This is a genomic window from Streptomyces sp. NPDC052023 (assembly GCF_044548465.1).
GTDB lineage: Bacteria > Actinomycetota > Actinomycetes > Streptomycetales > Streptomycetaceae > Streptomyces.
Genome location: NZ_JBIUBW010000017.1, coordinates 43,667 through 59,084, shown reverse-complemented (window position 1 = coordinate 59,084; position 15,418 = coordinate 43,667). Strand labels below are relative to the sequence as shown.

Here is a 15,418-nt window from a genome sequence, read left to right as displayed (position 1 = left end):
GGACGGGAGGAACTCATGACACCTCGCCCCCGCACCACCACCCGGGACCCGGAGGACCTCGCCCGCCGCCTCACCGCCTGGCTGGACGCCCGGCTGCCCGGCGCCAGGGCGGTCGGCATCACGGTCCCCGTGTCGAACGGCATGTCCAGCGAGACCCTGCTCTTCGACATCGAGCACCCCGAACCGCCGCTGCGTGCCTGCGTGTTGCGGCTCGCGGCGGACCCGGCGGCGTACACCGTCTTCCCGGTCTACGACCTGGCCCGTCAGTACCGCACCCTGCGCCTGGTGGCCGAGCACACCGACGTCCCGGTGCCCCACGCGCTGTGGCTCGAGGAGGACCCCGATCCGCTCGGCGCGCCCTTCTTCGTGATGGAGCGCGTCGCGGGGCGCGTCCCGCCCGACGTCATGCCGTACACCTACGAGGGCAACTGGCTGCACGCCGCGAGCGACGCCGAACGTGAGCGCCTGGAGGCCGCCACGGTCGGGCTGCTGGCCCGGCTGCACGATCAAGTGCCGCTCGGCGAGATCGAGTTCCTCGCCCTTCCGGGTGAGGGTGACGCGCTGCGCCGGCACGTCGGGGCGCAACGCGCCTACTACGAATGGGTCGTCGACGGGCTCGCCCGCTCACCGCTCATCGAGGCCGCGTTCGGCCGGCTGGCGCAGCTGTGGCCGAGCGATCCCGGCACACCCGTGCTGAACTGGGGTGACGCCCGGATCGGAAACGTCCTCTACGACGGCTTCGACCCCGTGGCCGTCCTCGACTGGGAGATGGCAGCCCCGGCCCCGCGCGAGGTGGACCTCGGCTGGACCGTCTACCTGCACCGGTTCTTCCATGATCTCACGGTCGCGTCGGGGCAACGCGGGCTGCCGGACTTCCTGCGCCGGGACCGGATCGAGGCGCGCTACGCCCGACTCACCGGTCACACACCTCAGGACATGGACTTCTACACGCTGTACGCAGCCCTGCGGCACGCGATCGTGATGCTGCGCATCGCCTACCGTCAGGTCCACTTCGGAGAAGTCGCCGCCCCGGCGGACCCGGACACACTGATCCTGCACCACGGCAGCCTGCGGGCCATGGTGCAGGGCAGCTACTGGGGTTGAGACCGGGCGCGGTGGATCAGGCGGCGTGACGCCGCATGACAGGGACCCGCATGGGGCGCGAGCCAGGGCCGCCGACATGGGAGAAGGGCTGCGTCCGCCAGTCCAGCCCCTGAGGGAGCGTCAGCAGCAGGGCGGTGTCCTGCTCCTGGGGCTCGACGGACTCGTCCGCGGGGCGCGCGTCGTCGGCGCGCCGGCCCGTTCCGGCGCAGACCGTGAGTCCGAACGGGTTCCACGGTGAGGCGCACAGCGCGTGCTCCGGGAGGACGTCCTCGTCCGCGAGCAGGGCGATCGGCTGTGCGCAGTCCGGGCAGATCACCCGGTACATCTCGAAGGTGTCGTACGCGTCGAGTTCGTCGGCTTCCTCGGCGCCGAAGGCGTCGGGTTCGACACCCTCCGGCGTGGGCTCGACGACCGGCTGCTGACGCTTGGGCGCGGTACGACCAGGGCGCTTAAGACTCTGCATGGGATTCTCCCCCTCGGGCTGGGCCGTGAAGGCGCTGCGGCCTCGACCACAGCAAGCACTTCCCAACCGCTCTCGGGGGTAATCACGACTTCATTACGGAGGCCGTTCGAAGCCTGTGGCGTTCGTCACATGCCGCTCGCAGATGCCGTGCGTGGCGCATTTGTCCCCCGAGTGGCTCACCGGCCGGCCACCGGGGACATCACGAACCGGGTATGACCTGCGCCGCTGAGGTATCCCCTGAGGTCAGGCGCACTGTAGGTTCTTGCGCCATGGAGGAGCTGGACCGACAGATCGTGCAGCTGCTCGTCAAGGACGGGCGGATGAGTTACACCGACCTGGGCAAGGCCACCGGGCTGTCCACGTCGGCCGTGCACCAGCGGGTGCGCCGGCTGGAGCAGCGCGGCGTCATCCGCGGGTACGCCGCGGTCGTCGACCCGGAGGCGGTCGGGCTGCCGATGACCGCCTTCATCTCGGTCAAACCGTTCGATCCCAGCGCCCCCGACGACATCGCGGACCGGCTCGCCGACGTGCCCGAGATCGAGGCCTGCCACAGTGTCGCCGGCGACGAGAACTACATCCTCAAGGTGCGGGTCGCCACGCCGCACGAGCTGGAGGAACTGCTGGCGCGGGTGCGGTCGCTGGCGGGGGTCTCGACGCGGACGACCGTCGTACTGTCCACGCCGTACGAGTCGCGGCCGCCCCGGATCTGAGCCGCCCCCCGTCTCGTACCCGGTGATCCCGGGGCACCTGTGTGCACCGGGCATCGCATGAGGCGAGAGACTGTCTGCCATGAGTGAACGCACCGCCCCGGCCCAGACCGTCCTGCTCCGCCGCGGAGAGGTCCACAGTCCCGCCGACCCGTTCGCGACCGCGATGGTCGTCGAGCGCGGCCAGGTCGCCTGGGTCGGCTCCGAGGGCGCCGCCGACGCCTTCGCGGACGGTGTGGACGAGGTGGTCGACCTCGACGGCGCCCTGGTCACCCCGGCGTTCACCGACGCCCACGTGCACACCACCTCCACGGGCCTGGCCCTGACCGGCCTCGATCTGTCCGGCGCCGGCTCCCTGGACGAGGCGCTGGCCCGGGTGCGGGACTTCGCCGCCCGCCGCCCCCACGACCGCGTTCTGCTCGGGCACGGCTGGGACGCCGCACGCTGGCCCGGTGGCCGCCCGCCGACGCGCGCCGAACTCGACGCGGCCACCGGCAACCGCCCCGTGTACCTCAGCCGCATCGACGTCCACTCGGCGGTCGTCAGCACGGCCCTGCTCGACCTGGTGCCCGGACTGGGCCGGCCGGACGACGCCCCCCTCACCCGCGACGCCCATCACGCCGTACGCGCCGCCGCGTTCGCGGCCGTGACGCCCGCCCAGCGATCCGAGGCCCAGCGCGCCGCCCTCGCGCACGCCGCCTCCCTCGGCATCGGCTCGGTCCACGAGTGCGCCGGCCCGGACATCTCCTGCGAGGACGACTTCACCGGCCTGCTGCGGCTCGCCGCCGAGGAGCCGGGGCCGCGCGTCGTCGGCTACTGGGCCGAGCGCGACGTCGACAAGGCGCGTGAGCTGGGCGCGCTGGGCGCCGCCGGGGACCTGTTCGTCGACGGCGCCCTCGGCTCGCACACCGCCTGCCTGCACGAGCCGTACGCCGACGCGGGCCACACCGGCACCGCCTACCTGGACGCCGACGCCGTCGCCGCGCACGTGGTCGCCTGCACCGAGGCAGGCCTCCAGGCGGGCTTCCACGCCATCGGCGACGCCGCCGCGACCACCGTCGTCGAGGGTGTGCGGGCCGCCGCCGAGAAGCTCGGCCTCGCCCGGGTCCGCGCCGCCCGCCACCGCGTCGAACACGCCGAGATGCTCACCCCCGAGACCGTCGCCGCCTTCGCCGAACTCGGCCTCACCGCCTCCGTCCAGCCCGCCTTCGACACGCTGTGGGGCGGCACGGACGGCATGTACGCCCAGCGCCTCGGAGTGGAACGCGCCCGCCTGCTCAACCCCTTCGCGGCGATGCTGCGCGCGGGTGTACCGCTGGCGCTCGGCTCCGACAGCCCGGTCACCCCCCTGGACCCGTGGGGCACGGTCCGCGCCGCGGCCTTCCACCGCACGCCCGAGCACCGGGTCTCCGTCCGCGCCGCCTTCACGGCGCACACGCGGGGCGGCTGGCGGGCGATCGGACGGGACGACGCCGGCGTCCTGGTGCCGGGCGCGCCCGCGGACTACGCCGTGTGGCGCACCGGCGAACTCGTCGTGCAGGCGCCCGACGACCGGGTCGCCCGCTGGTCGACCGACCCGCGCTCCGGCACGCCCGGGCTGCCCGACCTGAGCCCCGGCTCCGACCTGCCGGTCTGCCTGCGCACCGTCGTGGGCGGCCGGACCGTGTTCGTGGGGCCGAGCGAGTGATCTCCCGGGGTGGCGCGACGCAGATCGGCGCACCGAACCGTGTCTCACGACCTGCGTATCCACCGGGCCGACCCGTGCTCGGCGCGAAGACCCGCAGGTCATACGGCTATTGACAGGCGGCGGCCCGGGGCGGGTAGGTTCGGCCGAGTCCACCACGGGACGCCCGACCGGGCATCGTCCGCACACTCGTCGCGGCGCCGCTGGGTCAGGGACGGTGTACCGCACCGGGGCACCGTCACTGGGAGCCAGGCACAGCGACCGCGCCACGGCGGGGGATCGTTCCGGCCAGGTCGGCACGGTGTGACCCGGATGGGGCCCGGGCGCTCAGTAGACAACGGCTTCAGGTCGATCCGCAGCCAGCGGGTCCCAGGTCGGCCCGAAGGGCGCCGGGCTCCCATCCGCAGGCATCCGACCCGCACTCACCCCTCGCCCCTCACCGCCCGGCTGCGGCGGGCCCGCCTTCGAGGCCGAAGAGCCATCCTTACCCCACGCCGGCGGAACCGACGCCACCATACGATCGTCCTATCGCGTCGGTGCAGGCGGCGGCCACTATGGTGGACCTCTGCGGACTGACTTGAAGGGGCAGCAGTGAACGACGGCGAGGGGAACCGCGCGGCAGAGGCCCAGGGGAGGCGCTTCGGCCCGCTCGGCACGGCCTTGGTGATCATTCCGACCTACAACGAGGCGGAGAACATCAAGACCATCGTCGGCCGGGTGCGGGAGGCGGTTCCCGAGGCCCACGTGCTCGTGGCCGACGACAACAGCCCCGACGGCACCGGCAAGATCGCGGACGAGCTGGCCACCGGTGACGAGCAGGTCCATGTGCTGCACCGCAAGGGCAAGGAGGGCCTCGGGGCCGCCTACCTCGCGGGCTTCCGCTGGGGCATGGAGCACGATTTCGGCGTACTGATCGAGATGGACGCCGACGGCTCCCACCAGCCCGAGGAACTGCCCCGGCTGCTGACCGCGCTCAAGGGCGCCGACCTGGTGCTCGGTTCCCGCTGGGTGCCCGGCGGCCGGGTCGTCAACTGGCCCAGGTCGCGGGAGTTCATCTCCCGTGGTGGCAGCCTGTACTCGCGGGTGCTGCTGGACGTCCCGATCCGGGACGTGACCGGCGGCTACCGCGCCTTCCGCCGCGAGACCCTGGAAGGCCTGGGCCTCGCGGACGTCGCCTCGCAGGGCTACTGCTTCCAGGTCGACCTCGCCCGCCGCGCCGTCAAGGCCGGGTACCACGTCGTCGAGGTCCCGATCACCTTCGTGGAACGCGAACTCGGGGACTCCAAGATGAGCCGCGACATCCTGGTCGAGGCGCTGTGGCGCGTCACGACGTGGGGTGTGGGCGAGCGCGTCACCAAGCTGATGGGCAAGGGCGGGCCAGGGCCGTCGCGGTCCTAGCTCGGTCGCGGGCCGCCCGCTTATCCCGCGCTGAACGGGTGCCAGGCACACTGGGGGCATGACGACTGGCGCAACGAACCCTCCTCACTCCGCACGGCCCCGGCGGTCGCGGCTGCGTACGTTTCTGCCGCTGGGCATCGCCGCGTGGCTGGTGCTGGAGATCTGGCTGCTGACCGTGGTCGCGGGCGCGGCGAGCGGGTTCATGGTGTTCCTGCTGCTGGTCACCGGGTTGGTGCTGGGCGGGGTGGTCATCAAGCGGGCGGGACGGCGCGCCTTCCAGAATCTGAACGAGGCGCTGCAGCGCGGCGTGCCGCCGTCGAGCGGCGGTGGCAGCGGCCTGATGATGCTGGGCGGCCTGCTGCTGATGCTGCCGGGCCTGATCTCGGACGCGGCCGGCCTGCTCCTGCTGCTTCCGCCGGTCCAGAAGGCCGTCGGCCGCTACGCCGAGCGCACCGTGGACCGCAAGCTCCGGGGCGCGACACCCGGTAGCTTCGGCGACGCCTTTCAGCAGGCCCGCATTCACCGCCCGGACGGCAAGGTCGTGCAGGGTGAGGTCATCAGGGAGGAGCGGTGCGATGCTCCCCAGGAGCCGCGCCCGCCGCTGAACCGCTGAGAAGCGTTGCGCCGGTGGCAACACCGGCCGAGGTCAGGCGCCTACCGTCCGGAACGCGTGGGTCCGATCACGTCGGCCGGGATCACGTCGGCGGGCAGGAACGCCTGGGTCCGGCTGACCGGCCGATTCCGGCGGGACTTCGCTTCACCCACGCGCGCACGGAAGCCCACGGCCACCTGCGCTCACCGACGGCCACGGACACTGCGACCGTCACCCATGGCCGCAGGCTCCCCCGGTCACCACCGATGGCCGGGCACCCGGAAGTCACCACCGATGGCCGAGGGCACCTGCGGGAAGTGGGAACGACCGCGGGCGCCGTACGCACACTCACGTACGGCGCCCGCGGTCGATTTGGGGTGCGTTGGAAAACCCCGCCGAAGCCGCGCGGGATCTACGCGGACTTGCGGCTGTCTCGGGGGTGCACCGCGATGTTCATGGCGCCGGAGCGCAGAACGGCGAGACGCTCTTCGAGGACCTCTTCGAGCTCCTCACGTGTGCGCCGCTCCATCAGCATGTCCCAATGCGTACGCGCCGGCTTGGCCTTCTTCTCCTCCGGGCCGTCGCCATCCACGAGGAGTGCCTGGGCCCCGCAGACCTTGCACTCCCACTCCGGCGGGATCTCCGCCTCGACCGAGAAGGGCATCTCGAACCGGTGCCCCTTCTCGCATGCGTACTCCACGGCCTGGCGCGGAGCCAGGTCGATGCCGCGGTCCGTCTCGTAGCTGGTCACCACGAGGCGCGTGCCGCGAAGAGCTCGCTCACTCATGAATCGTGCCTCCCGGGCTTGTCGCCCACAGGACAGGTGTCGCTGTCGTCGTCATCCGGTCAACGTCCGGTCGGCGGTAAAGATTCCCGTTCGGAAGCCCGTTCCGGGTCATGCGTCGCCGTCGTAGCCGCCCATGTTGTACCCACCAGCGCCCGGTTTGTCACATCTGATAGCAGATGTCACCCAGCGTTTCGGCATCTTTGACGCGCAGTAACGGTACGCCTGGCAGGCCAAACGCGTACACTACAGCCCTTTCGCCTTGAGTGCTAAATCCGTTCGGGGAGTGGGTTCCCCGCATCCGCGACGGCACGCCGCACCGGCACTCGCGCCAGCAGTACGAAACCGATCACGAAGAACGCCACCAGCGAGATGATGGCGTCCCGGTAGCTCCCGGTCAGCTGATAGGTGAGCCCGAACAGCAACGGCCCCAGCCAGCTCATCCCACGGTCGCTCAATTCGTACGCCGAGAAGTACTCCGCCTCCTTGCCCGGCGGGACCAGGTGGGAGAAGAGCGAGCGGGACAGGGCCTGGCTGCCGCCGAGGACCAGCCCGATGCCGGCCGCGAGGACGAAGAACCACACCGGCGCGCCGGCGGGCAGGAAGTACCCGGCGGCCAGGATCACCGTCCAGGCGACCAGCGAGCCGAGGATCGTGCGCTTCGCGCCGTACCGCCGGGCGAGCCGGCCCAGCGCCAGCGCGCCGAACACCGCGAGGACCTGGACCAGCAGGACCGCGCCGATCAGCGTCGACTGCTCCAGACCCAGCTCCTTGGAGCCGTACACCGACGCCTGGGTGATCACTGTCTGGATGCCGTCGTTGTAGACGAGGTACGCCAGCAGGAAGTACAGGGTGAGCGGATGGCGGCGCATGTCGCGGACCGTCGCCGCGAGCTGCCGCCATCCGGTGACCGCTCTCTCGCGCGCGGGGGAGCGGCGGTCGCGCAGACGCCGCAGCGGAATCAGTGCGAAGGCGCCCCACCACAGGCCTGCCGAGGCAAGGCAGATGCGCACGGCCATGCCCTCCGTGAGCCCGAAGCTGTCGTGGGCGAGGTACAGGACCAGGTTGAGGACCAGGACCAGCGCGCCCGCCGCGTACCCGAAGGCCCACCCGCGCGAGGAGACCGCGTCGCGCTCCTCGGGTGGGGCGATCTGCGGCAGATAGGAGTTGTAGAGCATCATCGCCACGGACTGCGCGGCGTTCGCGACGACCAGCAGGACGCCGCCGAGCAGATACCGGTCGCCGTCCAGCAGGAACATGCCCGCGGTGGCCCCGGCACCGACGTAGGCGGCGGCGCCCAGGAGGGGCTTCTTGCGGCCGGTGCGGTCGGCGGCGGCGCCCACCAGGGGCATGACCAGCACGGCCACGATCACCGACAGGGACACCGAGTACGCGAAGAAGGAACCGGCGCGCACCGGGATGCCCAGCGGATGCACGAAGCCGTCCGCGTCCGCGGCCGACTCGGCCACCGACGTCAGATAGGGGCCCAGGAAGACGGTGAGCACGCTCGTCGAGTAGACGGAGCAGGCCCAGTCGTAGAAGTACCAGCCGCGCTGCTCGCGCCGCCGTCCGGCCGCGTCGTCGGCCGCCGGTGTCCGCACGGTGTCGGTGCCCACCCGTGCCCTCGCCTCCCCGTGAAGTGCCCGTGCGCGTGCGCCGCCCGGGGCGTCAGACCCAGACGCCCCGGTCCTCCATGACCTTGCGCAACGTGTCGATGTGATCGGTCATGATGCCATCGACGCCGAGGTCCAGGAGCCGGTGCATGTGGTCCGCCTCGTTGATGGTCCACACGTGCACCTGCAGGCCGCGCGCGTGGGCGGTGCGCACGAACCGGTGGTCCACGACCCGGATGCCCGATTGCGTCTCGGGCACCTGGGCGGCGACGGCGGAGCGGCGCACCATGGCCGGCACGCCCCAGGAGCGCAGTCGGAGGTTGAGCACCCCACGGGTGCCGTACGACGTCGCCAGGCGCGGCCCGGCCAGGCGCTGGGCACGCACGACGCGGGCCTCGGAGAACGAGCCGACGCAGACCCGGTCCCAGGCGTCGGTGCGGCCGATCAGCTCCAGGAAGGGGTGGAGGGCCGACTCGGCCTTCAGGTCGACGTTCCAGCGCACCTCGGGGAAGGTCTCCAGCAGTTCCTCGAAGAGCGGCACCGGCTCGCTGCCCGCGACCCGTGCCTGGCGCACGTCGTCCCAGGGCAGGTCGGCGATCCGCCCGGCCCCGTCGGTCACCCGGTCCAGCGTCGCGTCGTGGAACGCGACGATCCGCCCGTCCCGCGTGACGTGGACGTCGGTCTCGATGTACCGGTACCCCATCTCCACCGCGCGCCGGAACTGAAGCGTGGTGTTCTCGAGGCCGTCCGCGGCGCCGCCCCGGTGGGCGAAGGCGATCGGGCCGGGGTGGTCGAGGTAGGGATGACGTATGTGCGTGCTCACGGACGCAGTATGGCGCGCCGGGGTTGACCGATGGCAACGCCGGTGCTGCCGCAGGATGCCGAGGGGGCGGCGAACGCGTCAGCGCCGGTCGCGACGCGTCGGCGTGGCCGCGTTGGGAGGGCCCCCTGTTGGTGCCAGTGGCCTGGCGCGTGGCACCCTGTGACGGGGAGAACAATGCCACTCGGGGCCGATTCGGGGAAGGTGGACTGATCGTCATGGGGCAGTGGACCTCGGCGGTGGGTGCGGCGCAGCTGGCCCGGCAGCTCCAGTCGCAGCAGGACCGTCCGGCGGGCCCGGGTTCGCGCCGGCCGCCCGCCTATCGCGCGCTCGCCGACGGCATCCGGCTGCTGGTGCTGGAAGGGCGCGTGCCCGTGGCGGCGCGGCTGCCCGCGGAACGGGAGCTCGCGCTCGCCCTGTCCGTCAGCCGCACGACGGTCGCCGCCGCCTACGAGGCGCTTCGTGCCGAAGGGTTCCTGGAGTCCCGGCGCGGCGCGGGGAGCTGGACCGCCGTCCCGGCCGGGAACCCGCTCCCCGCGCGCGGGCTGGAGCCGCTGCCGCCCGAGGCTCTCGGGTCGATGATCGACCTCGGCTGTGCGGCGCTGCCCGCCCCCGAACCCTGGCTGACCCGCGCCGTCCAGGGCGCCCTGGGGGAGCTCCAGCCGTACGCGCACACGCACGGCGACTATCCGGCCGGGCTGCCCGCGCTGCGTTCGATGCTCGCCGAGCGCTACACCGCGCGCGGGATCCCCACCATGCCGGAGCAGATCATGGTGACGACCGGTGCGATGGGCGCCATCGACGCCATCTGCCACCTCTTCGCGGGCCGGGGCGAGCGCGTCGCGGTCGAGTCGCCGTCCTACGCCAACATCCTGCAGTTGATGCGCGAGGCGGGCGCCCGGCTGGTGCCCGTGGCGATGGCCGAGGGGCTCGGCGGGTGGGACATGGACCGCTGGCGGCAGGTCCTGCGGAACGCCGCGCCGCGTATCGCCTACGTCGTCGCCGACTTCCACAACCCGACCGGCGCGCTCGTCGACGAGGACCAGCGCCGGCACCTGGTGGAGGCGTCCCGGTCGGCGGGCACCGTGATCGTCGCCGACGAGACGATGAACGAGCTGTGGGTGGACCCCGACGTGGAGATGCCTCGCCCGGTGTGCGCCTTCGACCCGGCCGGGTCCACCGTCATCACGGTCGGCTCCGCCAGCAAGGCCTTCTGGGCCGGGATGCGCATCGGCTGGGTGCGGGCCGCGCCCGACGTCATCCGCAGCCTGGTCGCCGCACGCGCGTACGCCGATCTGGGCACGCCGGTGCTGGAGCAGCTCGCCGTGCACTGGCTGTTCGGCACCGGCGGATGGGAGCAGGCCGTGGACCTGCGGCGTGGGCAGGCGCGCGACAACCGGGACGCGCTGGTGGCCGCGGTGCGGCGGGAACTGCCCGACTGGGAGTTCGAGGTGCCGCGGGGCGGGCTCACGCTGTGGGTACGGACCGGCGGACTGTCGGGTTCGCGCCTCGCCGAGGCGGGGGAGCGGGTCGGCGTACGCGTGCCGTCCGGCCCGCGTTTCGGCGTGGACGGCGCCTTCGAGGGCTATGTGCGACTGCCCTTCACCGTGGGTGGCGCGGTGGCGGAGGAGGCGGCGGTACGACTGGCCGCGGCGGCACGGCTGGTACGCAGCGGCGGGACGGTGGGGGCGGAGGCACCGCGGACGTTCGTGGCGTAGCGCCGGGCGGAGGCGGGCTGTGGGGCGTGGCCGGTGGCCGCGTGTGTGTGGGCGGGTCCGTGCGCGCTGTCCGGTGCGGTCGAGGGCCGCGCGCCTGGGCGGCAGTGGCGGCTCTCCTGAGCTGCGTGCGGGTGCGGCAGTGGGGTGTGCTCGCGACCGGCGTGCGGGTGCGGGCCGGCGGTGTGACTCCTCCGTGCTGCCGGCGCCGGATTCAGGAACTCTCCGCCACTGCCGCCGCCTCCGCCGGCACCGGCTCGGGCTCGGGTGCCGCCGGGACCGGGTCCGGCTTCGCGTCCGCCGGGGTCGTGCGGGGCGGAAGCAGGTCCAGTACCGCCTGACGGTGCGCGTCGCTCGTCGCGTCGTCGTACGGGTCCGGGGTCGCCGGGACCTGCAGGCGCAGGACCGGGCCCGTGCCCAGGCGGGCGTAGCCGCGGCCGGCGGGGACGTGCGCGACCGGGGTGGTGTGCGGGGGCGCGCCCAGGATCGTCGTGAGCTGCTCCCTGGTGGCGGGGCCGAGGACCACCCGCGCGCGGGTGTGCTGCCGCACCGGGTCGCTCAGGGCGTCCAGGCTGTCGAACTGTTCGGCGACGACCACGGTGACGTTGGCGGCTCGGCCGTGCCGGAGCGGTACCTGGAGCAACGACTGGGGGTCCTTGTGGCCGTCGGCGGCGGCCACCAGGGCGAGCGCCGCCGGGCGGTCCAGCAGGATCCACAGCGGCCGCTTCGTGTCGTCCGGCGCCGGGTGGCCCGCCTGACGCGCGCGGTTGACAGCGATCAGCCGGCGTTCGGTCTCGGTCGCGGCCCACTCCAGGCTCGCCAGTGCCCCGGTCAGCGCGCACTCGACGGCGAGGACACCGTCCCGGCCGATCAGGCAGGCGTACTCGCCGGTGCCGCCGCCCTCGACGACGAGGACGTCGCCGCGCTGCAGGGCCTGGAGCGCCACGGAGCGCAGCAGGGTCGAGGTGCCGCTGCCCGGCTGCCCGGTGACCAGCAGGTGGGGTTCGGTGGAGCGGATCCCGGTACGCCACACCACCGGGGGCATGTCGCGCCGCTCCTCGCCGTGGACCAGCGGCAGCGTGCGCTGGACCTCGCTCGCGTCGGTGAAGCCGAGGACCGTCTCGCCGGGTGCCGTCACGAACCGCTGGGCGGCGATGTCTGTGGGTAGCGGCGCGAGGACCGTGACCGTGAGCTGGTTGCCCTCCTCGTCCCACATGAAGTGGTACTCGCGGTCACGGCCCGCCTTGGCCGTCAGCAGATGCTCGACACGCGCGCGTGCCTCCGGCTCGCTGTCCGGAAAGTACGCCGGATACCCGACCACCAGGTGTGAGATCCGGCCGGCGCCGTCGAACTCGTACTCCGGGAAGGTCTTCTCCCAGTCCCCGCCGTGGGCGTACAGGGGTGCCGGGTCCTCGGCGACGGAGAAGAACGGGACCAGAGCCTCGTACAGCGACTGCAGGCGCTGCGTCTGGGCCTCGTCCGGCCCCTCGGGGGCCGGGGGCGTCCGGTCGCGGCCCTGCCAGGCTGCCGCCGCCATCAGGGCGACGGCGGCGAGCAGCGGCCCGTACGGTGCGAGCGCCACGGCGAGGATCACCGAGGCCACCAGGAACAGCAGATGGCCACGCTTGTCCTTGGGCGTCTCGGCCCACTTGCGCCGCCCGGCCGCCGCCAGCCGGCGCAACCCCCGGGTGATGGTGATCAGCGGGTGCAGGACGTCGGTGGCGCTGTCGGCCGCCGTCCTGGCCAGCTCCCGGGTCCGGGCCAGCTGCGCGCCGCCGTTGCTCAGAATGCGGGGAAGAGGGCGCCGGGCCACTGCTGTCTCCTGGAGGTGCGTGCGGGCGGGGTGGTGGGTCCGGGGCGGGCGGGGGGTCAGAACTTGATGCCCCCCAGGAGACCCGCCAGGCTCTCGCCGCCCGCCTTGATGCTCGGGGCGATGGCCGTGCTCGCGAGGTAGAAGCCGAACAGGGCCGCGATGCAGGCGTGGGACGCCTTGAGTCCGTCCTTGCGGAAGAAGATGAAGACGACGATGCCGAGCAGGACGACGCCTGAGATGGACAGAATCATGAGGTCTCCTGGTGTCGAGGGGGACAGTCACCATGAGTACTTCCCTGTTCACAGGATGTATCTATACGATAAAAGGTGCAACTGGGTGAAATGTGGTCGATATCGTCCGTACGGCGGAGCTGTGGCGGTCCGGGGCGCTGGGAGCTTGCGCCCGGCGGGTGCATTGGTGATCTTTGCCTCGGGCGTGGCCCGTCATGTCGCCGCACAGCCAGTACGCTGGCGATTCACCCATAGGGCCCAGCAGTGCGGTTAGCTGTAGTTCGTACGCGTACGTAGTGAGAGGCGGTCCGGCCGATGACCGAAGCCCCCGACCCCGAGGTCGTGGAGCTCGCGACCAAGATCTTCGATCTGGCCCGGCAGGGGCAGACCGAGGCGCTCGTGGCGTACGTCGACGCGGGCGTTCCGGTCAACCTCACCAACGACCGCGGCGACTCCCTCGTGATGCTCGCCGCCTACCACGGGCATGCCGGGACGGTGCGCGAGCTGCTCGCCCGCGGCGCCGAGGCGGACCGCGTCAACGACCGGGGGCAGACGCCCCTCGCCGGGGCGGTCTTCAAGGGCGAGCAGGAAGTGATCAAGGCCCTGCTGGACGGCGGCGCCGATCCGGCCGCGGGCACCCCGTCGGCCGTCGACACCGCCCGGATGTTCGGCAAGGCGGAGCTGCTGGAACTGTTCGGCGCACGCTGAGACACCACCCCCGGCCAGGCAGGACAGGCCTCCTGGCCGGGCAGGACACGGAAAACGGGGGAGGCGGTACCTGGCCGCCGGAAATATCGGTCGCGGCATCGAGAAGCGCCGGGTCATCATGACGTCGTGGTTCACGGACGTGAGGGCTGGGCAGGTGTTGCCGCACCGCGCGGGCCGTGACGCGGCCCGCATGGGCCACCGACGAGAGGCAGAGGAAGATGGTCTACAGCAAGCAGAAGACGGCGGGCGCCCCGACGTGTTGTCACGCGGCCAGGTAGAGCACGTTTCCCGGTTGCGTCGACGCTTGATGTGAGGCTGTTTCCCATGTTCGATCCGGTCATAGCGCCCAGCGGTACGCTGCTCGGCCTGCTTCAGCGGGGCCGCGGCGACGGCACGCTGCACGCGCTCACCGCCCCCCGTCCCGAGGCGCTCGCGGCGCTGAACCACTGTGTGCTGCGCGACCCCCGCCGCGACTGGCAGGTGGAGAACCGCTCGCTGTACTACGCCCGCCTCTACCTCGACCTGAACGGCGAGCTGGACGCGATCGAGGCGCATCTCTTCGCCCCCGAGGACGTCCTCGACGACGACGAGTCCCGCACCGGACTCGCCCTCTCCGTCCTCGGCCACCTCGCGTCCTACGGCAGGCACGACGCGCTCGCCCTGCTGCGCAGGTACGCCGCCCAGGGGTCCAACTGGGCCTGGGCCCTGGACGAGCTGGCCCTGCGCGACGACGATGCCGGGCTGCGCACCCTGGCCGTCCCCGTGCTGGCCCGCTTCCCTGCGGACGCCGAGGGCGAGGCCGAGCTGGCCGCCGCCGTGCGCGACGCCTTCGAGCCGCGGCCCTGGCGGCTGTGGGCCGACGATCCGCGCGCGGCGATCGGCGCGCGCGTGCGTGCCGCCCAGGAGACCGGCTGCTTCGACCGCTGGCAGCGGCAGATGCGGCCGGGTGGGCCCCGCCCGGGGTGGAGCGTGCAGGCCGTGTTCGAGTGGGCCCAGCAGGGCGTCGAACGCGGCGTCGCGCTGCACGTCCCGGCCGCCCGCTGTCTCACGGCAGTCGCCGGCCCCGAGGACCGGCCCGAGATCGTCCGCGCCGCCCAGGACGGCACCGAAGGCGCCCGCTGCACCGCGCTGCGCTACCTCGCCGACGGCAACGATCCCGAGGCGCTCGACCTGATCGAGGCGGCCGTGGTCACCGGCACGCCGCCCGTCGTGGAGGCAGCCGTCGAGGCCTTCGAGCGGATGCGCAGTGTGGCCGCCGTCGACCGGGCGCGCGGCTGGGCACGCCGCCCCGATCCGCTGGGCGCCGCCGCCGGACGCGTGCTCGCCTGCCGGGGCGGCGCCAAGGACAGCGACCTGGTCCTCGGCGCGATCCGGGAGGCCGTGCGGGGCGAAGGGCCCGACGCGCCGACCCTGTGGACGCTCGTGGACGGCGCGGGACGCCTCGGCATCGGCTGTGCCGCACCGGTTTTGCGCCATGTCTACCGCGAGACCGGCTCGTCCCATCTGCGGGGCAGGGCCGCCCGTGCGCTCGCCGCCACCGACCCCTCATTCCCCTCAGGTTTCGGCGTCGAATGCCTCTGGGACTGCGAGGAGACCACCCGGGAGCTCGCCGCCCGGCACGCCGAGACCGGAGACACCCGCGTCGTCGAGCAACTGCGCAGGCTCGCCTCCGACCCCGCCGAGGAGGCGGAGGTCCAGACCGCGGTACGCAGCCGGATCGGCCCCGAAGCCATGTGAACGCCACCCTCCCCCCTCGCGGGGTGACAGGGAGCCGGACCGCCCTCCGG

At 72.7% G+C, this 15,418-nt stretch carries 14 protein-coding genes; 8 read left to right on the top strand and 6 right to left on the bottom strand.

The window, feature by feature from the left end; all coding sequences use genetic code 11:
- The first annotated feature begins 15 nt into the window (after positions 1 to 15).
- Positions 16 to 1,104 carry a phosphotransferase family protein gene (locus ACIHCM_RS27905; RefSeq protein ID WP_399901384.1) on the top strand — a complete coding sequence of 363 codons (1,089 nt, stop codon included), beginning with the start codon at positions 16 to 18 and terminating at the stop codon, positions 1,102 to 1,104.
- Positions 1,105 to 1,120: 16 nt separating this feature from the next.
- Here the strand turns inward: ACIHCM_RS27905 and ACIHCM_RS27900 are convergent, their stop codons facing one another.
- The gene (locus ACIHCM_RS27900) at positions 1,121 to 1,567 is read right to left on the bottom strand and encodes a hypothetical protein (protein WP_399901381.1); all 447 of its coding nucleotides are present in this window, start codon (positions 1,565 to 1,567) and stop codon (positions 1,121 to 1,123) included.
- A 269-nt stretch (positions 1,568 to 1,836) separates the two neighbouring features.
- Here ACIHCM_RS27900 and ACIHCM_RS27895 point away from each other — a divergent pair, with 269 nt between their 5' ends.
- From ACIHCM_RS27895 to fxsA, 4 genes are all read left to right on the top strand, one after another.
- The gene (locus tag ACIHCM_RS27895; RefSeq protein ID WP_399901378.1) at positions 1,837 to 2,277 is read left to right on the top strand and encodes an Lrp/AsnC family transcriptional regulator; all 441 of its coding nucleotides are present in this window, start codon (positions 1,837 to 1,839) and stop codon (positions 2,275 to 2,277) included.
- 79 nt (positions 2,278 to 2,356) lie between these two features.
- Positions 2,357 to 3,961, top strand: a complete 1,605-nt coding sequence (locus ACIHCM_RS27890; protein WP_399901375.1) for an amidohydrolase — start codon at positions 2,357 to 2,359, stop codon at positions 3,959 to 3,961.
- Positions 3,962 to 4,549: 588 nt separating this feature from the next.
- Positions 4,550 to 5,356 (top strand): polyprenol monophosphomannose synthase, encoded by an 807-nt coding sequence (locus ACIHCM_RS27885; protein ID WP_399901372.1) that lies wholly within the window; start codon positions 4,550 to 4,552, stop codon positions 5,354 to 5,356.
- Positions 5,357 to 5,414: 58 nt separating this feature from the next.
- Positions 5,415 to 5,969, top strand: coding sequence for an FxsA family membrane protein (gene fxsA, locus ACIHCM_RS27880; protein ID WP_399901369.1), 555 nt, complete (start codon positions 5,415 to 5,417; stop codon positions 5,967 to 5,969).
- Between the two features lie 391 nt (positions 5,970 to 6,360).
- Here the strand turns inward: fxsA and ACIHCM_RS27875 are convergent, their stop codons facing one another.
- From ACIHCM_RS27875 to ACIHCM_RS27865, 3 genes are all read right to left on the bottom strand, one after another.
- Positions 6,361 to 6,735: an RNA polymerase-binding protein RbpA gene (locus ACIHCM_RS27875; RefSeq protein ID WP_003977404.1), complete on the bottom strand. Its 375-nt coding sequence runs from the start codon at positions 6,733 to 6,735 to the stop codon at positions 6,361 to 6,363.
- 266 nt (positions 6,736 to 7,001) lie between these two features.
- Positions 7,002 to 8,348: an MFS transporter gene (locus ACIHCM_RS27870; protein WP_399901366.1), complete on the bottom strand. Its 1,347-nt coding sequence runs from the start codon at positions 8,346 to 8,348 to the stop codon at positions 7,002 to 7,004.
- Between the two features lie 52 nt (positions 8,349 to 8,400).
- On the bottom strand, positions 8,401 to 9,168 hold the full coding sequence (locus ACIHCM_RS27865; RefSeq protein ID WP_399901363.1) for a glycerophosphodiester phosphodiesterase: 768 nt from the start codon (positions 9,166 to 9,168) through the stop codon (positions 8,401 to 8,403).
- A gap of 215 nt (positions 9,169 to 9,383) precedes the next feature.
- On the opposite strand from ACIHCM_RS27865, the gene ACIHCM_RS27860 reads away from it, so the two are divergent.
- Positions 9,384 to 10,883: a PLP-dependent aminotransferase family protein gene (locus ACIHCM_RS27860; protein WP_399901360.1), complete on the top strand. Its 1,500-nt coding sequence runs from the start codon at positions 9,384 to 9,386 to the stop codon at positions 10,881 to 10,883.
- A gap of 211 nt (positions 10,884 to 11,094) precedes the next feature.
- On the opposite strand, the gene ACIHCM_RS27855 is transcribed toward ACIHCM_RS27860, so the two are convergent.
- Positions 11,095 to 12,693, bottom strand: a complete 1,599-nt coding sequence (locus ACIHCM_RS27855) for a hypothetical protein (protein WP_399901357.1) — start codon at positions 12,691 to 12,693, stop codon at positions 11,095 to 11,097.
- A gap of 56 nt (positions 12,694 to 12,749) precedes the next feature.
- Complete coding sequence (locus ACIHCM_RS27850) at positions 12,750 to 12,944, bottom strand: hypothetical protein (protein WP_393103097.1); 195 nt, start codon at positions 12,942 to 12,944, stop codon at positions 12,750 to 12,752.
- 294 nt (positions 12,945 to 13,238) lie between these two features.
- On the opposite strand from ACIHCM_RS27850, the gene ACIHCM_RS27845 reads away from it, so the two are divergent.
- Together ACIHCM_RS27845 and ACIHCM_RS27840 are read left to right on the top strand one after the other, a co-directional pair.
- Positions 13,239 to 13,631 carry an ankyrin repeat domain-containing protein gene (locus ACIHCM_RS27845; RefSeq protein WP_399901353.1) on the top strand — a complete coding sequence of 131 codons (393 nt, stop codon included), beginning with the start codon at positions 13,239 to 13,241 and terminating at the stop codon, positions 13,629 to 13,631.
- A gap of 324 nt (positions 13,632 to 13,955) precedes the next feature.
- Positions 13,956 to 15,368, top strand: coding sequence for a HEAT repeat domain-containing protein (locus ACIHCM_RS27840; RefSeq protein ID WP_399901350.1), 1,413 nt, complete (start codon positions 13,956 to 13,958; stop codon positions 15,366 to 15,368).
- The last annotated feature ends 50 nt before the right edge of the window (positions 15,369 to 15,418 follow it).